This is a genomic window from Streptomyces sp. NPDC005494, from assembly GCF_042872025.1.
Lineage (GTDB): Bacteria > Actinomycetota > Actinomycetes > Streptomycetales > Streptomycetaceae > Streptomyces.
In genome coordinates this window covers 1-25,248 of the sequence record NZ_JBIAJR010000016.1, presented here as the reverse complement: position 1 = coordinate 25,248, position 25,248 = coordinate 1, and the positions used below count along the sequence as shown (strand labels likewise).

The window sequence follows — 25,248 nt, the reverse complement described above, 5'->3', positions numbered from 1 at the left end:
CTGCTCTGCAGGACAGGGAGGGACGACCGGCCCGGACCGGGCCGCTCGCATCCGAAGGAGGTGCCGCCGCGTCCGGCTGATGGCGCGGCAGCATTCTTCCAACGTTGCAAAATTGATGTCGGCGGTATGACAGCACGCGGTCAAGTCGCTGTCCAGGGGTGGCGCAGCACCTGTTGCCTTGCGGCGTCCCGCCGTGCACGCCGAAGACCCAGGCTGCCGGGTGACACGTTTTGGAAACGCAGCGGCAACTCTCTTGCCGCTTCCGCCGCCTCGCCTATATAACGTTGTAAACCGAGCCGCCGAGAGGCCGCCCAAGGCCCTCATGACCGAGTTTCCGCAGCTGGAAGCGGGGTTGTGAGGGATTCAGCGTCATCCGCCCCCGAGCGGCTGACGTGTCGTCCCGCCATGCCTGACCGCACGCCGAACGGTGTGCCGTCACCTCGCCAAGGAGCGTCCCGCGCATGATGACCCAGCGTCGATCCCGTACCCTCGCCGCGGCCTGCCTGCTCGCCGCCACCGCCACGCTGGCCGTTTCCGGCTGCTCCAAGTCGGAGACCACGAACAGCGCGGGTGGTGACAGCAGCCAGGGCGCACAGGCGGCCAAGTCCCCCGAGGCGGCCTCCGGCCCCGGCTGCTCGCTGCAGAGCTACGGCGCACCCAAGATCGACCTCAAGGACGCGGTGGTCGGCTTCTCCCAGTCGGAGAAGGAGGCCAACCCGTTCCGCATCGCCGAGACCCAGTCCATCAAGGACGAGGCCGCCAAGATCGGTGTCAAGAAGCTGCTCACCACCAACGCGCAGTCGCAGCTGTCCAAGCAGATCAGCGACATCCAGGACATGCTCTCCCAGGGTGCGCAGTTCCTCATCATCGCCCCGCTGAACTCCGACGGCCTGGAGCCCGCGCTCAAGGCCGCCGCGGCGAAGAAGGTCCCCGTCCTCACCATCGACCGCAAGGTCAACTCCAAGGCCTGCGAGGACTACGTGGCCTTCCTCGGCTCGGACTTCGTCGAGCAGGGCAAGCGGGCGGCCGACGCGATGATCAAGGCGACCGGCGGCAAGGGCAAGGTGGCGATCCTCCTCGGCGCCTCCGGCAACAACGTGACCACCGACCGGACCAAGGGCTTCGTCGACCAGATCAAGGCCGAGGCCCCCGGCATCGAGATCGTCGCCCAGCAGACCGGCGAGTTCGCCCGTGACAAGGGCCAGCAGGTCATGGAGCAGCTCATCCAGTCCAAGCCCGAGATCACCGCCGTCTACGCGGAGAACGACGAGATGGGCCTCGGCGCCGTCACCGCGCTGAAGGCCGCCGGCAAGAAGCCCGGCAAGGACGTCAAGATCGTCTCGGTCGACGGCACCCGCAACGCCGTCCAGGCCCTGGTCAACGGTGAGTACAACGCCGTCATCGAGTCCAACCCGCGCTTCGGGCCGCTGGCCTTCGCCACGGCCCAGAAGTTCTACGGCGGCGAGGAGATCCCCGAGAACGTCATCATCTCCGACCGTGCCTACGACGAGACCAACGCCAAGGAATCGCTCGGCGGGGCGTACTGATCCGCGCCTGAACCCACCGGCCCCCGCCGCCGTGGCCGCCCGCTCCGGGCCACGGCGGCTCCGGGCCCTCCCCCTTGGACAGCGGAAGGCCAAGAAGACCCATGGCACCACCCGAAGCAACTCCTCACGCACCTGCGGAGGCCGCCGCCACGGCCTCCGGCGTGCTCGAAGCCCGCTCGGTGAGCAAACGCTTCCCCGGCGTCGTCGCCCTCGACGACGTCTCCTTCACCCTGCGCGCGGGGGAGACCCACGCACTGGTCGGGGAGAACGGCGCGGGCAAGTCCACCCTCATCAAGGTGCTGACCGGCGTGTACCGGCCGGACGGGGGTGAACTGCGGATGGCCGGTGAACCGGTCAGGTTCGCCCGGCCGTTCGAGGCGCAGCAGGCCGGGATCTCCACGATCTACCAGGAAGTCAACCTCGTCCCGCTCATGAGCGTGGCGCGCAACATCTTCCTCGGCCGCGAACCCAGGAACCGCGTCGGACTCATCGACTTCACCCGCATGCACAGGGAGACGAGCGAGCTGCTCGACGGCTTCGGCGTACGCGTCGATCCGCGCCGCCCCCTGCACACCCTCGGCATCGGCACGCAGCAGATGGTCGCCCTCGCCCGGGCCGTGTCCGTCAACGCCCAGGTCGTCATCATGGACGAACCCACCTCCTCGCTCGAACCGCGCGAGGTGGAGACCCTCTTCCGGGTCATCGGCAACCTGCGTGACCAGGGCATCGCCGTCCTCTACGTCAGCCACCGCATGGACGAGCTCTACCGGATCTGCGACCGGGTCACCGTCCTCCGCGACGGCCGCCACATCCACACCGGCGACCTGGCGGACCTCGACCGGATGCAGCTCGTGTCGATGATGCTCGGCCGCGACCTCTCCGAGGTGCGCCGTTCGGGCGTCACCAGCTTCGCCGCCGAGGGCCACGAAGCGGCCCGCACGCCCGTCCTCACCGCGACCGGGCTCACCAGCCGGCTCCAGCTCCACGACATATCCGTGTCGCTGTACGCGGGCGAGGTGCTCGGCCTCGGCGGGCTCCTGGGCTCCGGCCGCAGCGAGACGGCGAAGGCGCTGTCCGGCGCGCTGCCCCTGGACGGGGGCGAAATCGCGGTGGACGGGGTCCCGTTGAAGCGCCTCACCCCGGCCGCCGCCATACGGGCAGGCATCAGCCTGCTGCCCGAGGACCGCAAGGCCGAGGGGATCGTCCCCGGTCTCTCCGTACGCGAGAACATCGTGCTGGCCGCCATGCCCCGTCTCTCCCGGGCCGGTGTCGTCTCGCGCGCGAAGCAGGACCGGATCGTCGACATCTTCATGAAGCGCCTGCGGATCAAGGCGTCGAGCCCCGAGCAGAAGGTGGGCGAGCTCTCCGGAGGCAACCAGCAGAAGGTCCTGCTGGCCCGCTGGCTCTGTCTGGAACCCAAGGTCCTGCTGCTCGACGAACCCACCCGGGGCATCGACGTCGGAGCCAAGGCCGAGGTCCAGAGCCTCATCGACGACCTCGCGCGCGAAGGCCTCGCCGTCCTGCTCATCTCCTCGGACATCGAGGAACTCATCGAGGGCGCCGACCGGATCGTCGTCCTGCGCGGCGGAGCCGTCGCCGGTGAGCTGTCCGGCGACGACGTGGCCGAGGACCGGCTGCTCGAAGTGCTCGCCGACCACGCACCGCAGCCGGCGGACAGGGCCCCGGCCGCCCAGGAGGACCCCCGATGACCCAGACCGCAGTCGCCCCGCCCACGAAGGGCGACACCCCGGACAAGCCCGCGAACCCCCTGGCCAGGCTGCGTGACCCCGCCTGGTACCAGAGGTACGGCGTCTATGTGGCCGTGGCCGTGGTGCTGCTCTTCAACGCACTGTTCACCGACCACTTCATGACCACCGACAACTTCCGTACCCAGCTCGTCCAGGTGGCGCCGATCGTCATCGTCGCCCTGGGCATGGCGCTGGTCATCGGCACCGAGGGCGTCGACCTGTCCGTCGGCTCGACCATGGCGCTCGCCGCCGCGTTCCTCCCTCTCTACCTCGGCTACGGGCTCGTACCGGCCCTCGTCGTCGCGCTGCTGGCAGGCGCGGTCGTCGGAGCGGTCAACGGCGCTCTGGTCTCCCTCGTCGGACTCCAGCCCATCGTCGCCACACTCGCCCTGTTCGTCGGGGGCCGGGGACTGGCCCTGGTCATGGCCGACGGCCAGCTCAAGCAGATCGTCAACCCCGACCTGCTGTCGCTGGGCACCGGCTCCTTCCTCGGCGTACCGCTGGTCGTCCTGATCGCCGGCGTACTGGCCGTCGCCGTCGCCTTCCTGGTGCAGCGCACCACGTTCGGCCGGCAGATCGTCGCCGTCGGAGGCAACCGCCCGGCCGCCGCGCTCGCGGGGCTGCCCGTCAAGCGCGTCCTCATCGGCGTCTACGTGCTCTGCGGAGTGCTCGCCGCGCTCGCCGGAATCCTGGCCACGGCCAGGCTGACCGCGAGCGACCCCTCCTCGCTCGGCACCCTCATGGAACTCTCCGCCATCACGGCGGTCGTGGTCGGCGGCACGCCCCTCAACGGGGGCTCCGTCCGGGTTCTCGGCACCGTGGCGGGCGCCCTGCTGATGCAGCTGCTGCGCGCCACACTCGTCAAGCACGACCTGCCCGACTCCACCGCACAGATCGCCCAGGCGGCCATCATCATCGCCGCCGTCTACGTCGCCCGGGAGCGTCGGTCCCGATGAACGAAACCAAGCCCGTCACCGTCGCCCCGGCCCCGGCCGCGGCACCACGGAAAGCGACCGCGCCCCGCCCCCCGGGCGGACCCGAGCAGAGCGGCCGGCAGCGCGTCACCGAACTCCTGCAACGCCAGGGCGTCCTCGCGGTCCTGCTGACCGTGGTGATCGCCGCCTCGTTCGTCTACCCGACCTTCGCCACCCTGGACAACGCGCGCGGTGTCACCATCCAGGCGTCCTTCCTCGCCGTGGTCGCGCTCGGCATGACGATGGTCATCATCACCGGCGGCATCGACCTGTCCGTCGGATCGGTCTTCGCCCTCGGCGGGGTCCTCGCGGCCTGGGCCTCCCAATGGGGCATCCTCGCCGCCCTGCTGCTGCCACTCCTCGTCTGCGGCGGGATCGGCCTGCTCAACGGGCTGCTGATCGCCCGGGGCAACATGGCGCCGTTCATCGTCACCCTGGCCACCCTGCTGGGAGCGCGCGGCCTGCTCCTGGCCCTCACCGACGAGGGCGCCACCACCTACCTGGTGCCCAAGGGCTCAGCCTTCGGCGAGCTCGGTCAGGGCAGCGTCTGGGGGTTCGGCTACCCGATCCTGATCGCGCTGGTGCTCTTCGGAGCAGGCGGAATCGTCCTCCAGCGCACCTCGTTCGGGCAGACGCTCTTCGCCGTCGGAGGCAGCAGCGACGCGGCCACGCTGATGGGCCTGCCCGTCGCACGGACGAAGATCCTCGTCTACACACTCAGCGGACTGCTCGCCGGACTCGCCGGCGCCCTCAACGCGGCCAGGCTGTCCTCCGGCGTCACCATCGTCGGTGTGGGGATGGAACTCGACGCGATCTCCGCCGTCGTCATCGGCGGCACCCTGCTCATCGGCGGCGCCGGGTCGATCAGCGGCACGCTGTGGGGTGTCCTGCTGCTGGCCGTCATCCAGAACCTGATCAACCAGATCGGCTCGCTCAACTCCTCCTACCAGTCGGTGGTCAGCGGAGGCTTCCTTATCGTTGTCGTGGTGGCCCAGCGCTACCTGGCGCGCAGTCGCAGAAGCACCTGACGACGAGCCGCCCGCCGAGGGCCGGACCACAGACCAAGCCGAGCCGAGCCGAGCCGAACCAAGGAGTGCCGTGGGCGTCAGCCTCAAGGACGTTGCACAACGGGCGGGCGTGTCCATCAAGACCGTGTCGAACGTGGTGAACAACTATCAGCACGTCACACCCGCCATGCGCGCCAGGGTGCAACAGGCGATCGACGAACTCGGCTACCGGCCGAACCTCACCGCCCGCCACCTGCGCAAGGGCCGCACCGGCATCATCGCCCTCGCCGTCCCCGAATTCGGCAACCCGTACTTCGCCGAACTCGCCGGAGCCGTCATCGACGCGGCGGCCCGCCACGACTACACCGTCCTGGTCGACCACACCGCCGGCCTCCGGGAGAAAGAGCTCCTGGTCAGCCAGGGATTCCGGTCGCACGTGATCGACGGCCTCATCCTCAGCCCCATCCACCTGGAGACCGAGGACCTCATGGCGCGCACCGAGACGGCGCCCCTGGTCCTGCTGGGCGAACGCGAGTACGAGGCGCCGTACGACCACATCGCCATCGACAACGTGGCCGCGGCCCGGGCGGCCGTACGTCACCTCGTCGGCCAGGGCAACCGCCGTATCGCCTTCCTCGGTTCACGCACCGGCCGCGAACGTCAGCCCGCGCACCTGCGGCTGCGCGGCTGGCGCGAGGAACTCACCGCAGCCGGGATCGAACCGGACGAATCCCTCGTCGTCGTCACCGACGGCTACGGCCGGGAGGACGGCGCCACCGCGATGGCCGAGCTCCTGGACCGGGGAGAGCGCCCCGACGCCGTCTTCGCCTACAACGACCTCATCGCGATCGGCGCGATGCGGACCATCGGTGAACGCGGACTGCGCATCCCCGAGGACATCGCCGTCGTCGGCTTCGACGACATCGAGGAGTGCCGCTACACCTCCACCACACTCACCACCATCGCCCCGGACAAGGAGGCCATCGCCCGTCTCGCCGTCGACAGCCTCGTCGAACGGCTCTCGGGCGAAGCCGTGAAGGAACCCCGCAGGCCACGCCCCGGCTACCGCCTCGTCGTCCGCGAATCCACCACGCCCGGGCCCCACTCCGGCCCCACAGAGGATCTCTGATGCCGCGCCCCACCGTGCACAGCACCCCCTTCGGCTCCGTCCAGGGGACACCGACCCGCCTGTGGACCCTCGACAGCGGTACGGGAGTCCAGGCCGACGTGATCACCTACGGGGCCTCCCTGCACCGCCTCGACGTCCCCGACACCACGGGCACCACCGCCTCCGTCGTCCGTTCGCTCGCGACCCTCGACGACTACACGGCCAAGCACCCGTACTTCGGCGCGATCGTGGGCCGTTACGCCAACCGCATCGCGCACGGCCGCTTCACCCTCGACGGGACCGAGCACCACATCCCCGCCAACGACCGCGGCCACGCCCTGCACGGCGGGCCAGACGGTTTCCACACCAGGATCTGGGACGCCACCCCGGAACACACTGACGACAGCGTCTCCGTCCGGCTCACCCTGCACAGCCCCGACGGTGACATGGGCTTCCCCGGGGCGCTGGACAGCACCGTCACCTACACCCTCGACACCGCCGGCACTCTGGCCATCGACTACACCTGCGCCACCGACCGGCCCACGGTCGTCAACCTCACCAACCACGCCTATTTCGACCTGGCCGGCCACGGAGACGTCCTCGGGCACAGCCTGGAGGTCGACGCCGATACCTATCTGCCGGTCGACGGGGAGGGCATACCCCTGGGTCCCCAGGACGAGGTCAGGGGCACCCCTTTCGATCTCACGACCCCCCGCGTCCTGGGCGAACGCCTCGGCCACGACGACGAACAACTGCGTGGCGCGGGCGGCTTCGACCACTCCTGGGTCCTGCGGGACTCCGGCGGCGTTCTCCGCCGCGCCGCTCGGCTCACCGCTCCGGACTCCGCCCGGGTCATGGAGGTGTGGACGACGGAGCCGGGCATCCAGGTCTACACCGCCAACCAGCTCGACGGCTCCTTCACGGATGCCACCGGCCGCCGTCACGAACGGCACGGTTCGGTCTGCCTGGAGACCCAGCACCTGCCCGACTCGCCCAACCGGCCCGAACTGCCCAGCACCGTGCTGCGCCCCGGCGACAACGCCCACAGCCGCACCGAACTGCGCTTCCCGCACCTGAGGAGTCAGAGACCATCTCATTTGGCGAGTCTGCGGTAGCAGATGAGGGTGCAGGCGATGCTGGTGAAGGCCAGGAAGTGGTCGCCGCCGGCGGAGCAGGTGGGCACGACAGCGGCGCGCCCGGGTTCCGGCCGCGCCGCTGACGAGCTGTGGTCAGCCCTCGGGGGAGCCCCCCGGGTCAGTGGAGCTTGTTGACGGCGGTCTTCGTCGTGGTGCGGAAGGCGGTCAGCGGGGCGTCCTCGAGGTCGCCCATCTGGCCCCAGCGGACGAGGGTGACGGTGCGGCCGTCGCGGCCGACGGAGAACAGGTGGATGTCGGAGATGCCGATCTGCGGGTCGGCGGTGTCCAGGCTGTAGACCCAGGCGCCCTCCTCGACGGCGAGCTTGCCGTGGGAGGCGCTGACGGCCTGCAGGCCCGGGTTCTGCTGCTCCAGCAGGGGGCCGCAGCCGGCGAGGGCCCCGCGGAGGGTGTCGACCAGCTTCACGGCGTCGGCCTCGGTACGGGCGACGGTGGTGACCTGGACGCCGTTGGTGTCGAGCTCGGTGCTGAACTCGCGGTAGCGGGTGTTCTGCGCCGGGATCTTGTACGGGGCGCAGAGGACGCCGCCGTTCTCCGGGACGCCGGTGAAGACCTGGGTGGCGGTCCACGGTGTCGACGACGGCGGCATCTGGGAGGCGGCGAGGAAGGCGGGCTGGGCAGCGGCCTGCGCCGGGGCTGTGGCGAGGGCCGCGAGGCCCAGTGCGGCAGCGGCTGCGGTGGCGAGTGCGGTGCGGAGCTTGTTCATGGTGGTGGATCCCCCGTCGGGTCGTTCGTCCGGTCAGTGCTCAACCAGCGTGGGGCCTGCGCCCGCCGGCTGCAACGATCACGCGCCCACCAGCCGTCCCGGAACCATTCCACCCCCGCTGACGTGCAAGGACGTGAAGGGTGGGACGCAGGGTCGAGGGGGATGGAATGCCGAAGGACGCCGCCGTCGAGGAGTTCGCGGGGCTCGTGCGCGCGCTGAAGGCGCGGGACGGGAGGAGTTACGAGGCGCTGGGCCGGCGGCTGAGCGTCAGCGCGTCCACCCTCCACCGCTACTGCTCGGGCGCGACCGTCCCGGAGGAGTTCGCCGTGGTCGACCGCCTCGCCCTGCTGTGCGGGGCGGACGAGGAGGAACGGCGGGCCCTGGAGGCGGCCTGGACGGAGGCGGACCGCGCCCGCAGCCGAGCGGCCTCGCCCGCGCCCACGCCTGTGCCGGCCGTGTCGGCCGCGCCGGAATCGAACCTGGACCCGTCCGCGCCGGAACCGGGCCCCGGCCCCGCCCCGGACCCGACCGCCCCGCACCCGTCCGCCGCGGATCTGTCCGCGCCGGAGGCGCCCCGCGCCCGCCCGCGTCGTGGCGCCCCCGCTCTCCTCCTCGTCGCCGCCGCCGCCGTCGCCCTCGTCGTGCTCGCCCTCGCCGCCGCCGCCCTGCTCGGCCACCCCGCCCGTACGGCTTCCGCCCCCGCTTCCACCGCTCCGGGGCGGACCGCGGCCCCGCTCCCCTTCACCTGGAGCCTCGGTTCCCAGCTCTGGGAGGGCGGCTGCGGGCACACCTACCTCGTGGACCGGGCTTTTTGCGCGGTCGCCCCGCCGCCGGTCGCGGCCGACTCCGGGGCGTGGGCCGGGACGCACGGTGCCGTGCACGGCGGGGAGGCGCTGGTGAGGATCACGGTCCAGGGCCGGTCGCCGTCCGACGCCGTCGTCCTCCATGCGCTGCACGTGCGCGTGGTCGACCGCGCCGCGCCGCTGCCGTGGAACGCGTACCGGATGGACAGCGGCTGTGGCGGCGCCGTCACCCCGCGCCACTTCGCCGTGGACCTCGACCGGCCGCGCCCACTCGCGAGGCCCGTCGACGGCCTTGACGCCTCCGGTGCCGAGGTCCGGAAGATCCCGGCCGTCTCGTTCCCGTACAAGGTCACCTCCTCCGACCCCGAGGAGCTGCTGGTCTCCGCGCGGACGGCGGGCTGCGACTGCCGCTGGTACCTGGAGCTGGAGTGGAGCGCCGGGGGCCGTACGGGGACGGTGCGGATCACGGACAGCGGGAAGCCGTTCCGCACGAGCGGGACCACGGGGAGGCCGGCGTACGTACACGACTCCGCCGAAGGGCGCTGGATCACAGACTCGGACTCCGGACAGACCGAGTGACCGATGAGTAACTTCGACGGACATAGGCTGATCAAACGCTCACTTAATCGATTGCCGCCCCGCACGGCCGGCTGCTGTAATCCCTCGACCAGCTGATCCACCAGGGAGATGTCCATGCGCCGAGCTTCTGTGTCCACCCAGACAGGAATTCACACCTATCTCGAGGACCTGAAGCTCAGTGCACACATTGAACCTAGGAATTCTGGCGCATGTCGACGCCGGTAAGACGAGCCTGACCGAGCGGCTGCTCCATGTCGCCGGAGTCATCGACACGGTCGGCAGCGTCGACGACGGCAGCACGCGGACCGACTCGCTCGCCCTGGAACGGCAGCGCGGAATCACCATCAAGTCCGCCGTCGTGTCCTTCGCCGTCGACGGCGTCACCGTCAACCTCATCGACACCCCCGGCCACCCGGACTTCATCGCCGAGGTGGAACGGGTCCTCGGCGTGCTCGACGGGGCCGTCCTCGTCGTCTCCGCCGTGGAAGGCGTGCAGGCACAGACCCGGATCCTGATGCGAGCCCTGCGCCGGCTGCGCATCCCCACCCTCGTGTTCGTGAACAAGACCGACCGCACGGGCGCCCGTCACGGGGGCGTCCTGGCGGAGCTCGCCAGGCGGCTCTCCCCGGCCGTCGTCGCCATGGGACGGCCCGAGGGCCTGGGCACCCGGAACGCCCGCACCAGGCAGTTCACCGCCGGGGACCGCGACTTCGTCACCGCGCTGACCGATCTGCTCACCACGCACGACGACGAACTCCTCGCGGCGTGCGTCGAGGACGGGGTGGCCGTCCCGTACGCACGGCTCCGCGCCCGGCTCGCGGCACAGACCCGGCAGGCGCTGGTGCACCCCGTGTACTTCGGCTCGGCGGCCACGGGCGTCGGCATCGCCGAACTGATCACCGGTATCACCGAGTTCCTCCCCGCCACAGGCCAGGACACCGAGGGCCCCGCTTCCGGCGCGGTCTTCAAGGTCGAGCGGAGCCCGGTGGGCGAGAAGATCGCGTACGCCCGCATGTTCTCCGGGACGGTGCGGACCCGAGAACGCGTCCGGCTGCGGGGTGAGGGCGACGAGGAGATCCGCGAGGGCAAGATCTCCGCCATCACCGTCTTCGACAGCGGAACGGACGTGCGGGAGCCCTCGCTTCCCGCCGGCCGCATCGGCAGGCTGCGGGGCCTCCACACCGTCCGCATCGGGGACAGGATCGGGGAATCCGGGGGAGCGCCGCCACGCGCCCACTTCGCGCCGCCGACCCTGGAGACGGTGGTCACTCCCCTCCGCCACCAGGACGAGGGTGTCCTGCACCAGGCGCTCGGACACCTGGCGGAACAGGACCCGCTGATCGGTGTGCGCACCGACGCCGTCAGGCAGGAGGTGTCCCTCTCGCTCTACGGCGAGGTGCAGAAGGAAGTCATCCAGGCGACCCTGGCCGACGAGTACGGCATCGAGGTCGGCTTCCGGGAGACGACGACCATCTGCCTGGAACGGCCCACGGGGACGGGCGCGGCCGTCGAATTCATCGACAAGGAGCCGAATCCCTTTCTCGCCACCGTGGGGCTCCGGGTGGAGCCCGCCGCATTCGGCAGCGGGGTCGAGTTCCGCCGTGAGGTGGAGCTGGGTTCCATGCCTTTCTCCCTGATGAGGGCGGTGGAGGACACGGTGCTGGAAACACTTGCCGAGGGAATTCACGGATGGCGGGTCACCGACTGCGTGGTCACCATGACGCATTCCGGTTACTGGCCCCGGCAGAGCCATGCGCACGCCGTCTTCGACAAGAGCATGTCCAGTACGGCGGGGGACTTCAGGAATCTGACCCCGCTGGTCCTGATGGCCGCGCTCGAGGCGGCCGGGACCACGGTGTACGAACCCATGCACAGCTTCCGCGCCGAGATTCCGGCCGACGCCCTCAGCCCACTGGTGCCCGCCCTCGTCAAGCTGCGCGCCGTCCCGGGAACGCCGGTGACCGAGGGGAGCGTCTGCGTCCTGGAGGGGGAGGTCCCGGCCGCGCGGGTGCACGCGCTCCAGCGGCTGCTGCCCGGGCTGACGCGGGGCGAAGGGGTGGTGGAAACCTCCTTCGAGCGCTACCGGCCGGTCGAGGGCGCCGTTCCGCACAGGCCCCGGACCGACCGGGACCCGCGGAACCGCAAGGAGTACCTCCTGCGCACCCTGCGCCGGGTCGGCGGGGGACAGGACCTCGCGCCCGGATCGGGCAGGGCCTGATCCGGACGTGAGGCCCCGGTGTGACGGACCCGCGAGCGGCGCGTCCGTCACACCCCCGGCTCACTTCAGATACGGACCCGCCGTCCCGATCTTCCCCGGAGCCGCGTTCCTGCCGCCGAGGTCGAGGACGTAGACCCGCAGATTGCCCTTGCCCGGTGCCGGGACGGCGAGGGTGCCGCCCGTCACCACCTGGGTGTCCCCGGTGACCGCGTCCTTGTAGGTGCCGTTGGGGATGCCCGTGTACGTGGCGCTGCCCGTGACCGTCACCAGCGCGAAGCTGTCGGTGCCGCTCGCCGCGTCGGTGTAGCGGCGCTTGTACGCCATCGAGCCGGAGATGCCCACGGTGGAGTACTGCCCCATCTGGAGGGCCGGGACAGCGCGGCGGATCTGGTTGAGCCGCTGCACGTGCTTGACCAGCGGCTTCGACAGGGTGTCGGCTACCGCGCCGGTCGCGGACTCCACCGTGCCGAAGCCCGACGCCTTGACGTCACCGGCGAGATGGGCCCCGTAGTACGCCCGTCCCGTCGTCGCCAGCGGGCAGCTGGGCCCACAGTCGATCTTCTTCCCGGCCTGGAACTCGATCTCGGAGCCGTAGTAGAGCGTGGGGATGCCCCGGAAGGTCCACATCAGCGACATGTTCTCGGCCCAGGCGTCGGTCCCGCCCGCGTAACGCTCGCTGCTCTTGTTGGGGCCGTAGTCGTGACTGTCGACGTACACCACGTTGTACGTGGCGTCGTTGTAACTGTCGTCGGAGTCCTTGCCGTTGTTGTACGCGTTGCCTGCGTCACCGAAGTTCATGTGCATGCGCATGTCGATGACGTTCATTCCGGAGAACTTGCTGTGGTCCGGGGTGTGGTAGGCGTTCCCGTTCAGGAAGGCGTTGGTGGACGTCGGCTGGGACCCGGTGCCCTGTTGCTGCTCGTAGTCGTACATCTCCAGCGCGGCCTTCTCGTCGTCCGCGCTGTACTCCTTGCGCTCCTTCCAGGTGTAGAACTGCGCCGAGTGGTTCACCGAACCACGGTTCCACTTGTCGTTGACGAAGGCCGCCACCTCGCCGAACACGAAGAAGTTCTTCGCGGCCTCGGCCCCGAACTGCTGGGTGACCCGTTCCTGGATGGCCGGCAGGAAGCGGCGGTTCCAGGTGGTGCGGGGGATGTGCACGGCGGTGTCGACCCGGAAGCCGTCGACCCCCATGTCGATGTACTTGTCGTAGGCGCCGATCAGATAGTTCTGCACGGGCGCGCTCTCGGTGTTGAAGTCGGCGAGGTCCTCGTGCAGCCAGCAGCTGCGCGAGTCCTCACCCTCCCAGTTGCCGATCCAGCACTTGTGGTAGTACGCCTTCGGGAACATGCCCGAAGTAGGGTTCGGCCACTGGCAGTTGTAGATGCGGTAGCCCTCCGGGGAGGTGGCCCCGGAGGGGGTCCCCCAGTTGACGCAGGTGTTGCCCGACGGCTCGGCCGTGGACCAGAGGTCGCCGTTGTAGTACGACTTCCCGGACTTGGTCTCGACGGTCAGGCCGTCGTACTCGAAGCCCTCGTTCTTCTCGTCGTAGTACCAGCTCCACTGCGCGTCGCGGACCCCGTAGACCGTGGGCGTGAACAGGCCCTTGGCGCCCCAGCGCGAGGAGTGGTTGTAGACGACGTCCTGGTAGATCTTCATGCCCTTGGCGTGCGCCGCGTCGATGAGGTCCTGGTAGGAGGCGCCGGCGGACTCAAGCCGGGAGTCGACCTCGTAGAAGTCGTAGCCGTGGTAGCCGTGGTAGTCGTAGTCCGACCGGTTGAGCACGACCGGCGTGATCCAGATCGCCGACATCCCGAGGCCCTTGATGTAGTCGAGTTTTTCGACCAGGCCCTTGAAGTCGCCCCGGAACATGGGGTCGTCGTTGGCCGCGTTGCCCGACTTCGTGTGCTGGCTGCCGCCCCGGTTGTTCGTGGTGTCACCGTCGTTGAAGCGGGCGGTGAGCACGAAGTAGATCGGGTCCTTGCGGGGGTCGGTGCCCAGCGGCCTGCCGGAGGCGGGGGCGGTGGGCTTCTCTCCGGTGGTCGCGGTCGCAGCGGCCGACGCGGCCGACACGTTCCCGGCCGCGTCCACGGCCTTGACGGTGTAGCTGTACGCCGTCTTCGCCTCCAGGCCGGTGTCGGAGAAGACGGTGGAACCGATGTCGGTCACCACCGTGCCCTTGGTGCCGCCCGTACGTGTGACCTGGTACTTCGTCACGCCACGGTCATCGGTGGAGGGTTCCCAGGTCAGTACGACGGAGACGCCGTCGGCGCTCGCGGCGACCTTCGTGGGGGCGCTGGGCGCCTGGGTGTCCGGGGCGGCGGCCTCGCACGGATCCTCGGCGTCGGCGGTGACCTTCCCGCCCTTCACCGTGGACAGCCCGTCAGGGACCGTGTAGTTGCTGCCGCCGTTGTTGTCCCAGACCCCGTTGCCGTTGTTGAAGGTGGCCAGCATGGAGGTGGCGGTCCCGAGGTCCACGGACCTCTTCACCCAGCCGGTGCAGGCGGCTTCCATGCCCAGGCCGGGCACGGTGGTCCAGGCCCCACCGGCCGGCTGGTAGTGCAGGTTGGTGGTCGTCCAGCCGGTGGTCGCGGTCGAGTAGTAGACCGAGGCGGTGTGCGCCTCGCCGGGCTCCGGCTCCGTCCCCGAGTCCGCGCAGGGGTCGCTGTGGGCCACCACCCCGTCCTTGACGGTGATGGTGCCGGTGCCCAGGTCGTAGTTGTTGCCGGCGTTGTTGTCCCAGACGCCGGAGCCGTCGTTGAAGGTCGCGGCCAGGCCGGAGGCACTGCCCAGGCTGACGGTCAGCTTCACCCAGTCCGTACAGGCGGCCTCCATGGCAACGCCGGGCACGGCCGTCCAGGAGCCGCCGTCCGGAGCGTAGTGCAGCCGGTACGCGGACCAGTTCTTGGTCTTGGTGTAGTAGAAGATCGTGGCGGTGGACTCCGAGGCGGCGGCCGGGACTGTTGACCCCGTGCCCGGGGGCTCGGCCGACGGGGTCAGGAGTCCCGTCAGGACCAGGGCCGCCACGGCCGCCGCTGACAGGCGTCCGAGCAGCCGAAAAGGCGTGCGTCTCATTGGTGTGTCTCCAGGGGAGGGCCGCAGGCGGGGGACCGCGGCTGCCGACAGCACAGCCGTTCCGGGAGCGGCTGCGAGGATCCCGCCGGGGAACCCGGACGCGCCTCAGGGTTCGGGCGAGCAGTGCGCCCTGACAGAAATTCCTGTCAGAACCTTGCTGCAATCTCTTGCAGGACGGAAGTTACCTGGGCATGACAGCTCCGTAAAGAGCCTGCGCACACTGTCGCCGGTGAGGAATGCGGTACGGCGCCGGAGCGTTCGGGCGTTCATGACCTTTTCCGTCGATGTCACCGTCCGGGGCTACGAGCTCGACACCCAGGGCCATCTCAACCAGGCCGTCTACCTCCAGTACGCGGAGCACGCCCGGTGGGAACTGCTGCGCGAGGCGGGGCTGCCGCAGGAGAAGCTGCTGGCCCATGGAATCGGTCCCGTGCAGCTGGAGGTGACGGTCACCTACCTGCGCGAGCTGCGCGGCGGAGACAGAGTGCGCGTCAGCTGCGAACTCCTGCACGGTTCCGGGAAGACCTTCGAGGTGCGACAGCAGATCGTCAAGGAGGACGGCACCGTGGCCGCGGAGATCCGGGGCGTGGGCGGCATCCTCGACCTGACGGCCCGCCGGCTGATCGCCGACCCTGCCGGGCGGTTCGCCTCGCTGGCGGACAAACCGGAGCTGCTGGGCGTCCGGGCCGACTGACGGGACGTCACGGACTGCTGCCGCGCCGCCCGGAGCCCCGGGATCACCGGACTGCCCAGGTCCGCCTGTCCTGGGCCGTGCCGACAGGGTCGCTCGGGCCGTGCCGACGGGGGCCTCTCGGGTCCGCCCGTCCCGGGCCGTGGCGGCGGCGGGGCCGCACCCGGTCAGCGCACCGGCTCTCCCGCTGCCAGCCTCGCCGTCACCCGCGCGAGGCGGGCGGCTCTCACCTCCGGCGTACGCGCCGTCAGTAGCTGGAGCAGCACGAGGTACCGGTCCGACCTGCTGAGCTGCCCGAAGCGTTCGGCTGCTCCGGGATCGGCGGCCAGGGCTGCCTCCAGGTCGTCGGGCACGGTGGCCCGGCTCTGCGAGGGGTACGCCGCCGCCCAGCGGCCGTCCTCCTGCGCCGCCCGCACCTCGGCGAGACCGGACTCCCGCATCCTGCCGTCCGCCGTCAGCGCCTCGACCTTGCCCACGTTGACGAGGGACCAGTTGCTGCCGCGGCGGCGCGGCGAGATCCTCTGCAGGTAGTACGTCTCGTCCAGCGATCTGCGCTGACCGTCGATCCACCCGTGGCAGAGCGCCACGTCGATGACCTCGGACGCGGTGACGGACGGGATGCCCGACCCCTTCTTGGCGATCTTCAGCCAGAGTTCGGTGTGCTCCGCGTGATGTCTCTCCAGCCAGTCATCCAGCAGGGCTGCCCGCTCGAAAAGACGCGCCTGCGGGCCCGCGCCGCCGTCGTCCGTCTCCCGGATCCGTGCCATCGCGGTGCCCGTCCTTGTCGCCGATGAGGTCATGCCTCCACGCTAGGAGGCCAAGAGGACAGTTTCCGTCCTGTATCGCCGCTGAATGCTGACCACTGATCGACGGCCCGGTCGCACGGCGGGCCCGCGTCGTCGCAGGGCGCACAGCACCCGGCGGGCGCGCCCCGTCCCGGGCGCGCCTCACCCGTGGGCGCACGTCACGCCGAGGGCGGCGGGGCCGTGCTGGACCGGACGATCAGCCGCGTAGGTACCAGGGTGGTGCCCCGTTCCGTCGACTCGTTGCGGATCTGTCGCAGGACGCCGTCCACGCACAGCCGGCCGATCTCGGCGAAGTCCTGGTGGACCGTCGTCAGGGGCGGAAGGAACGAGGCGGAGTCGGCGATGTCGTCGAAGCCGACGACGCTGACGTCCTCCGGTACGCGCCTGCCCTGCTCCTGCAGCGCCCGGAGGACGCCCAGCGCCATCTGGTCGTTGGCCGCGAAGACCGCCGTACAGGAGGGATCGGCCGCCAGGGCGAGACCGGCGCGGTATCCCGAAGCCGCCGACCAGTCGCCCCCCACCGGCGGCGGAACCGGACACCCCGCCTCCTCGAGGGTCTGCTGCCAGGCATGTGCGCGGCGCTGGGCGGCGAAGGACTCCGCCGGGCCGGCGACATGCACCACGGTGCGGTGCCCGAGGTCGAGCAGGTGCCGCACCGCCGCCCTGGCGCCGCCCGACTGGTCGGTGTCCACGACGCTGTAGCGGTCGCCCGCGTCGGAGTCCGCCACCACCACGTGTGTGTGGGGCGGCAGGGAGATCGCGGCGTCGAGAAGGCGGACTTCCATGATCACGATGATCCCGTCCACGACCTGCTCGCCGAGCACGGTCACGGCCCCTCGGACCCCCGTGCTGGTGGGCGTCGCCACGGGCAGCAGGGTGATGGCGTAGCCCTCGTCCGCCGCGGAGGCTGAAATCGCCTCCAGCGTGCGGACGTTGCCCGTCGTGGCCAGGGTGAACAGGATGACGCCCAGGGTGCGGAACTTCCCGCTCTTGAGCGCGCGGGCGGCGCTGTTGGGTCGGTAGTTCAGCTCCTTCATGGCGGTGAGGACGCGTTCGCGGGTCTCCTCGGAGACCACCGCGTGACCGTTGGAGACGCGGGAGACCGTCTGCGAGGAGACGCCGGCCAGGCGCGCGACATCGGCCATCGAGGCCTCCTTGCGAGGAGGGCGCTCCATGGCCTGTTCCTGTCCGTGCACTTCCTCAGCCTCCGTCGTGGTCGCGTGAGCCTTTCGCCGTCCGGGGCGCTGTTCCGGCCGCGCCGGGCCGTGTTCCACCCGCGAGTGTCCTTCGGTGGTGTCCCTGTCGGTACCCACGCTGTCCGGCCGCGCGTATGGCTCGTGTCGCGTGCGGACCGCGGGTTCGGGTCACCGGCATTTCTACCACCCCGGAGAGGTGCCGTCGGCACATGGTCAGCCGCGCGTCGCGGTGGACGCGGGCCCGGCGGGGGAGCGGAGTCCAACTCGTCACCGTGACAGGCGATCCGAGCCTTGACCGGGGGAGGAAGAGGCGTGTAGACATCACCTCACCGATAAATGTTTACGTAAACATCAGCACGTTCACGTGGGCATCGGCACCCTCAAGCACAGCGCCTCCACGATGTCCGGTGTCTCCATCCGGCCGGGGCCATGCTCACCGCCGGATCAACAGGAGTACCCATGACGGCCGTTACGCCGCTCACGACCGGACGCCGCCCACCAGCCGGAAGATCACGCTCCGGGCGAGGGCGGGTCGGGTGGCTCTTCGTGGGGCCTTTCATGGCTGTCTTCGCCCTGGTGTTCCTCGCTCCGATCGCCTACTCGCTGTATCTGAGCTTCTTCCGGGACCAGTTGATCGGCGGTACGTCCTTCGTCGGCCTGGACAACTTCCAGCGGGCCTTCCAGGACGACCAGTTCTGGGACGCCGTGGGCCGCGTGGCCCTGTTCCTCGTGGTGCAGGTGCCCGTCATGCTCGGCCTGGCGCTGCTCGTAGCCCTGGCGCTCGACAGCGGCAGGCTGTACGGCAAGAGCTTCTTCCGCATATCGATCTTCCTGCCCTACGCCGTACCCGCCGTCGTCGCCACCCTGATGTGGGGCTTCATCTACGGCACGCGCTTCGGGCTGGTCGCGAACATCAACGACGCCCTCGGCGTGACGTTGCCCGACCCGCTCTCCCCGTCCCTGGTGCTGGCCAGCATCGGCAACATCGTCACCTGGGAGTTCATCGGCTACAACATGCTGATCTTCTACTCGGCCCTGCGCGTCATCCCCAAGTCCCTCTACGAGGCGGCCGAGATCGACGGAGCCGGCCAGTGGCGGATCGTCACCGCGGTCAAGATCCCCGCCATCCGGGGGGCGCTGGTGATCGCGACGATCTTCTCGGTGATCGGCAGCTTCCAGCTCTTCAACGAGCCGAGCATCCTGCAGAACCTTGCTCCGAACGCCATCACGACGTACTTCACGCCGAATCTCTACACCTTCTCGCTGTCCTTCTCCGGCCGGCAGCAGAACTACGCGGCCACTGTCTCCCTCGTCATGGGTGTGGTCACGATGATCATCGCGTACGCGGTCCAGCTGCGCGGCATGCGAAAGGAGGCGTGAGCGATGACCGCCCCTTCCTTCACCGCCGGCCAGACGTCCCGGCGATCCACGCACCGTGCCCCGGCCCGCCTGCGCGCCACCCGCAGGCGCCACTCGCCCGGCCGGCCGCGCCGCAGCGTGCTGCTCACCGCGCTGATGGGTCTCACCACCGTCTACGCGCTGCTGCCCCTCGCCTGGCTCCTCATCAACGCGACCAAGACGCAGAAGAGCCTGCTGGACTCCTTCGGGCTCTGGTTCAGCGGGGACTTCGCGCTCTGGGACAACATCACGCAGACACTCACCTACGACGACGGCATCTTCGTCCGGTGGCTCCTCAACACCCTGCTCTACGTGGTCGTGGGCGCCGGTGGCGCCACCTTCCTCGCGGTGCTCGGCGGATACGGCCTGGCCAAGTTCGACTTCACGGGCAAGCGCGCCGTCTTCGCCACCGTCATCGGCGCGGTGGCCGTGCCCGCGACCGCGCTGGCCGTGCCCACCTTCCTCATGTTCAGCAAGATGGGCCTCACCGACACACCGTGGGCCGTCATCATCCCGTCCCTTATCTCCCCGTTCGGGCTCTACCTCATGTGGGTGTTCGCCGCGGAGGCAATACCTACCGAACTGCTCGAAGCGGCGCGGGTGGACGGCTCGGGGGAACTGCGGACGTTCTTCACGGTCGCACTGCCGCTGCTGACGCCGGGCATCGTGACGGTGCTGCTCTTCACCATGGTGCAGACCTGGAACAACTACTTCCTGCCTCTCATCATGATCAAGAATCCCGACTGGTACCCGCTGACGCTCGGACTGGACGCCTGGAACGAGCAGGCCTCCACCGCGGGCGGCCAGCCGGTCTTCAACCTGGTCATCACCGGCTCCCTGCTGACCATCGTGCCGCTGATCATCGCCTTCCTGCTGCTCCAGCGCTACTGGCAGTCCGGACTGGCGGCGGGCAGCGTCAAGGGGTGACGCGCACGCGCCCCCGGCCCCCGTGCCTCCCGACCGGATCCCCCCGGCCCCCGGTACGCACGGCGTTCCACCCCCCATTACCCCCGCACCACGCGGTGCGGACGCTCGACGGTTCGTGAACCACCCTCACCACAACGGAGTGAAGCGATATGAGAACCATGACCAGACGCGCGATGCGCGGCGTGGGCCTGCTGTGCGCGGCTGCGCTGAGCCTGACCGCGTGCGGGTCCTCCGACGAGCCCGCCTCGGACAAGGCGGTGACGGGCGGTGAACTCCGTGCGGCCCTCAAGAAGGGCGGATCGATCACGGTGTGGGCGTGGGAGCCGACCCTGAAGCAGGTCGTCAGCGACTTCGAGAAGGAGTACCCGAAGGTCAAGGTCAAGCTGGTCAACGCCGGTACGGGCAACGACCAGTACACCGCCCTGCAGAACGCCGTGCAGGCCGGGTCCGGCGTGCCCGACGTCGCACAGATCGAGTACTACGCCCTCGGGCAGTTCGCCCTCGGCAAGTCCCTGGAGGACCTCGGCCGCTACGGCGCGAAGGACTTCAAGAACGACTACTCCCCGGGACCGTGGAACTCGGTCACCGTGGACGACGGCGTGTACGCCCTGCCCATGGACTCGGGCCCGATGGCGCTCTTCTACAACAAGAAGGTCCTGGACAAGCACCAGATCGCCACGCCCACCACCTGGGACGAGTACCTCGAGGCGGCGCGCGCCCTGCACGCCGCGGACCCGAAGGCGTACATAGCCAACGACACGGGTGACGCGGGGTTCACGACCAGCATGATCTGGCAGGCCGGCGGCACCCCGTTCAAGTCCCGCGACACCGACGTGACGGTCGACCTCACCTCCGACAAGGGTGTCGTCGCCTTCACCAAGGTCTGGCAGCAGCTCCTCGACGAGAAGCTCCTCGCTCCCATCACCAACTGGAGCGACGAGTGGTACAAGGGCCTCGCGGACGGCACCATCGCCACCCTCGCCACGGGCGCGTGGATGCCCGCCAACTTCGTCACGGGTGTGGAGTCGGCCGCCGGTGACTGGCGTGCGGCGCCCCTCCCGCAGTGGGAGAAGGGCGGCGAGGTCAGCTCCGAGAACGGCGGCAGCTCCCTCGCGGTGATGAAGGACGGCAAGAACAAGGATCTCGCCTACGCGTTCAACGAGTACGCCAACCACTCCGACGGCGTCCAGGCGCGCATCAAGGGCGGTGCCTTCCCCGCCACCACCGCGGACCTGTCCTCCCCGACGTTCCTCGAGACCAGCTTCCCGTACTTCGGCGGGCAGAAGGCGAACGAGATCTTCGCGCGCTCGGCGAGCCAGGTCCCGGACACCTGGTCCTACCTGCCCTACCAGGTGTACGCGAACTCCATCTTCAACGACTCCGTGGGCAAGGCGTACGTCTCCTCCACCACCTTGGCCGACGGCCTGAAGCAGTGGCAGAAGGCCGCCGTCACCTACGGCACGGACCAGGGCTTCAGCGTCAACAAGTGACACCGCGCCGCTGACCCGGCACAGGGGCGGTCGCCCGTCCGTCCGACGGGTGACCGCCCCTGTGTGTACACGCACCTCCGCATCCAAAGGATCACCATGACCTCCTCCTCCGACTCCTCCGAGCGCGCATGGCTGCGCCCGCTCTCCGGTGACAGTCCGGCGCACATCGCCTACGGCGCCGACTACAACCCGGAGCAGTGGCCGCGCGAGGTCTGGAAGGAGGACGTCCGGCTGATGCGCGAGGCCGGGGTCACCGTCGTCTCCGTCGCGATCTTCTCCTGGGCCCGCTTGCAGCCGGCCGAGGACCGCTGGGACTTCGACTGGCTGGACGAGGTGCTCGACCTGCTCCACGACAACGGCATCGCGGTGGACCTCGCCACTGCCACAGCCTCACCGCCTCCCTGGCTCACCACCCTGCACCCGGAGATCCTGCCGGTCACCCGGACCGGTGAGACCCTCTCCCAGGGCGCGCGACAGCACTGGCGGCCCACCTCACCCGTCTTCCGCCGGCACGCCCTGCGGCTGGTGGAAGCCATGGCGACCCGGTACGCGGACCATCCCGCCCTGGTCGCCTGGCACATCTCCAACGAACTCGGCTGCCACAACATCTACGACTACTCCGACGACGCCGCCCAGGCCTTCCGCGACTGGCTGCGTGCCCGCTACGGCACCCTCGACGAGCTCAACCGGGCCTGGGCGACCTCCTTCTGGTCGCAGTACTACGGGGACTGGGAACAGATCCAGCCGCCGAGACTCGCCGCGAGCCACGCCAATCCGACCCAGCAGCTCGACTTCAAGCGGTTCTCGTCCGACGCGCTGAAGGACTACCTGCGGGCGGAGCGCGAGATCCTGCGCCGCATCACCCCCGAGATCCCCGCCACCACCAACTTCATGGTGATGAGCGGGACCAAGGGCATGAACTACCCCGACTGGGCAGGGGAGATCGACTTCGTCTCCAACGACCACTACACCCGGCCGGGCCCGCAGCGGCTGGACGAACTCTCCTTCTCCGCCGGCCTCACGCACTCCATCGCCCAGGGCAGGCCCTGGTTCCTCATGGAGCACTCGACCAGCGCCGTCAACTGGCAGACGGTCAACGTCGCCAAGGGCGAGGGTGAGCTGGCCCGGGACTCCCTGCTCCACGTCGCCCACGGAGCCGACGCGGTCTGCTTCTTCCAGTGGCGCCAGTCCGCGGCCGGTGCCGAGAAGTACCACTCGGCGATGGTGCCCCACGCGGGAGCGGACAGCGCGGTCTTCCGCGCGGTGACCGCACTCGGCAGGACCCTGGAGGCACTCGCCCCGGTCGCCGGCTCCGTACGCGAGCCGGCGCGTGCGGCGCTCGTGTTCGACTGGGAGTCCTGGTGGGCGGTGGAACGCGACTCACAGCCGTCATCCCTGCTGGACTACCGGCAGGAGGCACTGGACTGGTACTCCGCCTTCCTGACGCTCGGAGTCAGGGTGGACGTCGTCACGACCACGACCGACCTCGGCGGCTACGACTTCGTGGCGGCTCCCCTGCTGCACGTCGTCCCGCAGACCCTCGCCGACCGGCTGCAGGCGTACGTGCGCGGTGGAGGCCATCTCGCCACCACCTACTACTCGGGCATCGTCGACGAGAACGACCACGTCCACCTCGGCGGGTACCCGGGAGCGCTGCGCAGCCTGCTGGGCGTCCGCATCGAGGAGTTCGGCCCGCTGTGCGAGGGCGACGACGTACGACTCGACAACGGTCTGACCGGGACCCGGTGGACCGACCGGATCGACCTGACCGACCCCGCGACCGAGGTGCTCGCCCGGTATGCGACCGGGGACCAGGCAGGGCGCCCCGCCCTGACCCGTCGCGCCCTGCCCGAGGGGGGCTCCGCCGCGTACGTCTCCACCCGGCTGGACGGCCCCGGGCTCACCGATGTGCTGCGGTCCCTGCTGTCCGCCGCGGGTGTGGCCGGGGAACTGCCCGCCGAGGCGCGGGGCCGGGTGGAGACGACCGTACGGACCGACGGTTCCCACGCGTACTGGTTCCTCGTCAACCGCACGGACGAGGACGTCGCGTGCGGGGCGGTGGACGCGGAGGTGCTGACAGGGGCCTCGCCGTCCGCCGGGGACGGTCTGGTCCTGCCGCCGCGAGGCGTCGTGGTGCTCCGCGCGGCAGCCGGGGCCAGTCCCTTCGCCGGCGAAACGGTCCATGTGGCCTGATCGGCTCGGGTGATCCGAGAGACCTGGGCGGTCCGAGGCCGGAGCGGCCCGGTACGCCCAGGCGTTCCGGGCCGCTCCGGGGTGTCCCAGGCGTTCCGGGGCAGGCCGGTCCGGGACGTCCCGGCCGGGCCGAATGGGCGTGCCCGTGTACCGATCGTTGCGCTGTCCGGCTGACGCTGCTCAAGGCCCGGCCCGGATGTGGACGAAGGGTCAGGTGTTCGCACGTCGCGGGCCTGACACGGTCCGTGACCCGCTCCTCCGTCTCAAGGGAGAACGCATGCGCCTGCGCGCCCGCTGGGCACCAGCCGCTCTACTGCTGATCGCCCCCCTGATCGGCACCACCCCGGCCACGGCCGACACCGGCGAGACCCTCGTGCCGGTCCAGAAGTCGGCCCGGGCCGTGCCCGGGCAGTACATCATCACCCTCTCGCCCGATCAGACGCCGTCGGCCACGGCCGAGCAGCTCGGGGTCGAGACCCTCTTCACCTACAGCAAGGTCCTGCACGGTTTCGCGGCCTCCCTCACGTCCGCCCAGCTCGAGAAGGTGCGCGGCGCGGCGGGCGTCCAGACGGTCGAGGAGAACAGCGAGGCCTCCGTGTCGCCGCCCGCGGCGGCGGCCGGGAAGGGTGCGAGCAACCGTGCCGTCGCGGGGAGCTGGGGGCAGGACCGTATCGACCAGCGCGCTCTGCCGCTGGACAGCGCGTACGACGTGACGGGCACCGGCCAGGGCGTGACCGCCTACATCCTCGACACCGGCATCGAGTCCGCGCACGCCGAGTTCGGCGGCCGGGTGGGCGCGGGTTACGACGCGGTCGGCGACGGCCGCGACGGCGAGGACTGCAACGGCCACGGCACGCACGTGGCCGGGACCGTGGCCGGGGAGACGTACGGCGTCGCCCGCGAGGCATCCCTGGTGCCGGTGCGGGTCCTCAACTGCGAGGGCTCGGGCACCTGGGCGGGCATCATCGCCGGCCTCGACTGGATCGCGCAGAACGCCCAGCAGCCCGCCGTCGTCAACGCCTCGCTCGGCGGGCCGGCTTCCTCGGCGGTGGATGACGCCTTCGACGCCCTGGCGGCCGAAGGGACTCTGCCCGTCGTGGCGGCGGGCAACGAGGACCAGGACGCCTGCGACGTCTCCCCGGCACGTGCCGAGGGCGTGATCGCCATCGGCGCCAGCGACGACCAGGACCGGCAGGCGACGTTCAGCAACTGGGGCACGTGCGTGTGGCAGTACGCCCCGGGCGTGGACATCGTCAGCGCGAAGCTCGGCGGTGGTTCCACGACGCTGAGCGGCACCTCCATGGCCAGTCCGCACGTCGCCGGTGTCGCGGCCCTCTACAAGGAGCAGAACCCGTCCGCCTCCCCGCAGGAGGTCGCCGACTGGCTCGCCGCGGAGGCCACCCCCGACGTCCTGACGGGTCTGGGTGCCGGGTCGCCCGACCTTCTGCTGTACACCGACAGCCTCTGACTCCTTGTTCGAGCCGTACGGAAGCGGGGGGGGGGGGGGGGGGGGCGCCCCGGCCCCCCCCGCGGGGCGGGGGCGGGGGGGGGGCGCGCGGGGGGGGGGGGGGGGTGGGGCATGTAACGACGCAACAAACACCCCCCCCGGCGGCGGGGGGGGGGGGGCG

18 protein-coding genes are annotated in these 25,248 nt (G+C 70.2%); 14 read left to right on the top strand and 4 right to left on the bottom strand.

The window, feature by feature from the left end:
- Nucleotides 1–461: 461 nt before the first annotated feature.
- The 6 genes from ACFYQ6_RS33005 to ACFYQ6_RS32980 all read left to right on the top strand — a co-directional run bounded on the left by ACFYQ6_RS33005 (nt 462) and on the right by ACFYQ6_RS32980 (nt 7,499).
- The gene (locus tag ACFYQ6_RS33005) at nt 462–1,547 is read left to right on the top strand and encodes an ABC transporter substrate-binding protein (protein WP_361581250.1); all 1,086 of its coding nucleotides are present in this window, start codon (nt 462–464) and stop codon (nt 1,545–1,547) included.
- Nucleotides 1,548–1,648: 101 nt separating this feature from the next.
- Complete coding sequence (locus ACFYQ6_RS33000; RefSeq protein ID WP_361581247.1) at nt 1,649–3,256, top strand: sugar ABC transporter ATP-binding protein; 1,608 nt, start codon at nt 1,649–1,651, stop codon at nt 3,254–3,256.
- Nucleotides 3,253–4,251, top strand: a complete 999-nt coding sequence (locus ACFYQ6_RS32995; RefSeq protein ID WP_361581244.1) for an ABC transporter permease — start codon at nt 3,253–3,255, stop codon at nt 4,249–4,251. The genes ACFYQ6_RS33000 and ACFYQ6_RS32995 overlap by 4 nt, the downstream gene beginning before the upstream one ends.
- Nucleotides 4,248–5,297, top strand: a complete 1,050-nt coding sequence (locus ACFYQ6_RS32990; RefSeq protein WP_361581241.1) for an ABC transporter permease — start codon at nt 4,248–4,250, stop codon at nt 5,295–5,297. Before ACFYQ6_RS32995 ends, ACFYQ6_RS32990 begins: the two co-directional genes overlap by 4 nt.
- Before the next feature lie 70 nt (nt 5,298–5,367).
- A complete protein-coding gene (locus ACFYQ6_RS32985; RefSeq protein ID WP_361581238.1) occupies nt 5,368–6,405 on the top strand; it encodes a LacI family DNA-binding transcriptional regulator in 1,038 nt (345 codons plus the stop codon).
- A complete protein-coding gene (locus tag ACFYQ6_RS32980; RefSeq protein ID WP_388766507.1) occupies nt 6,405–7,499 on the top strand; it encodes an aldose epimerase family protein in 1,095 nt (364 codons plus the stop codon). The genes ACFYQ6_RS32985 and ACFYQ6_RS32980 overlap by 1 nt, the downstream gene beginning before the upstream one ends.
- A 139-nt stretch (nt 7,500–7,638) precedes the next feature.
- Here the strand turns inward: ACFYQ6_RS32980 and ACFYQ6_RS32975 are convergent, their stop codons facing one another.
- Nucleotides 7,639–8,244, bottom strand: coding sequence for a hypothetical protein (locus ACFYQ6_RS32975; RefSeq protein ID WP_056789649.1), 606 nt, complete (start codon nt 8,242–8,244; stop codon nt 7,639–7,641).
- A gap of 167 nt (nt 8,245–8,411) precedes the next feature.
- Between ACFYQ6_RS32975 and ACFYQ6_RS32970 the strand changes: the two genes are divergently transcribed.
- Nucleotides 8,412–9,626, top strand: a complete 1,215-nt coding sequence (locus tag ACFYQ6_RS32970) for a helix-turn-helix domain-containing protein (protein WP_388766505.1) — start codon at nt 8,412–8,414, stop codon at nt 9,624–9,626.
- Between the two features lie 178 nt (nt 9,627–9,804).
- On the top strand, nt 9,805–11,844 hold the full coding sequence (locus ACFYQ6_RS32965) for a GTP-binding protein (RefSeq protein ID WP_388766503.1): 2,040 nt from the start codon (nt 9,805–9,807) through the stop codon (nt 11,842–11,844).
- 60 nt (nt 11,845–11,904) lie between these two features.
- Here ACFYQ6_RS32965 and ACFYQ6_RS32960 read toward each other — a convergent pair whose 3' ends face one another.
- A complete protein-coding gene (locus ACFYQ6_RS32960) occupies nt 11,905–14,919 on the bottom strand; it encodes a carbohydrate binding domain-containing protein (protein ID WP_388766501.1) in 3,015 nt (1,004 codons plus the stop codon).
- Nucleotides 14,920–15,187: 268 nt separating this feature from the next.
- Here ACFYQ6_RS32960 and ACFYQ6_RS32955 point away from each other — a divergent pair, with 268 nt between their 5' ends.
- Nucleotides 15,188–15,613, top strand: coding sequence for an acyl-CoA thioesterase (locus ACFYQ6_RS32955; RefSeq protein ID WP_388766499.1), 426 nt, complete (start codon nt 15,188–15,190; stop codon nt 15,611–15,613).
- Between the two features lie 164 nt (nt 15,614–15,777).
- Here ACFYQ6_RS32955 and ACFYQ6_RS32950 read toward each other — a convergent pair whose 3' ends face one another.
- Together ACFYQ6_RS32950 and ACFYQ6_RS32945 are read right to left on the bottom strand one after the other, a co-directional pair.
- Entirely contained in the window at nt 15,778–16,377 is a 600-nt protein-coding gene (locus tag ACFYQ6_RS32950; protein ID WP_388766597.1) for a YdeI family protein, read from the bottom strand.
- Between the two features lie 197 nt (nt 16,378–16,574).
- Nucleotides 16,575–17,591 carry a LacI family DNA-binding transcriptional regulator gene (locus tag ACFYQ6_RS32945; protein WP_361581217.1) on the bottom strand — a complete coding sequence of 339 codons (1,017 nt, stop codon included), beginning with the start codon at nt 17,589–17,591 and terminating at the stop codon, nt 16,575–16,577.
- A 480-nt stretch (nt 17,592–18,071) separates the two neighbouring features.
- Here ACFYQ6_RS32945 and ACFYQ6_RS32940 point away from each other — a divergent pair, with 480 nt between their 5' ends.
- From ACFYQ6_RS32940 to ACFYQ6_RS32920, 5 genes are all read left to right on the top strand, one after another.
- Entirely contained in the window at nt 18,072–18,992 is a 921-nt protein-coding gene (locus ACFYQ6_RS32940; protein WP_361581214.1) for a sugar ABC transporter permease, read from the top strand.
- 3 nt (nt 18,993–18,995) lie between these two features.
- A complete protein-coding gene (locus tag ACFYQ6_RS32935; protein WP_361581212.1) occupies nt 18,996–19,937 on the top strand; it encodes a carbohydrate ABC transporter permease in 942 nt (313 codons plus the stop codon).
- 149 nt (nt 19,938–20,086) lie between these two features.
- A complete protein-coding gene (locus ACFYQ6_RS32930; RefSeq protein WP_361581209.1) occupies nt 20,087–21,427 on the top strand; it encodes an extracellular solute-binding protein in 1,341 nt (446 codons plus the stop codon).
- A 96-nt stretch (nt 21,428–21,523) separates the two neighbouring features.
- Nucleotides 21,524–23,620: a beta-galactosidase gene (locus ACFYQ6_RS32925; protein WP_361581206.1), complete on the top strand. Its 2,097-nt coding sequence runs from the start codon at nt 21,524–21,526 to the stop codon at nt 23,618–23,620.
- Nucleotides 23,621–23,897: 277 nt separating this feature from the next.
- The gene (locus ACFYQ6_RS32920; protein WP_388766495.1) at nt 23,898–25,088 is read left to right on the top strand and encodes a S8 family serine peptidase; all 1,191 of its coding nucleotides are present in this window, start codon (nt 23,898–23,900) and stop codon (nt 25,086–25,088) included.
- Nucleotides 25,089–25,248 lie beyond the last annotated feature (160 nt).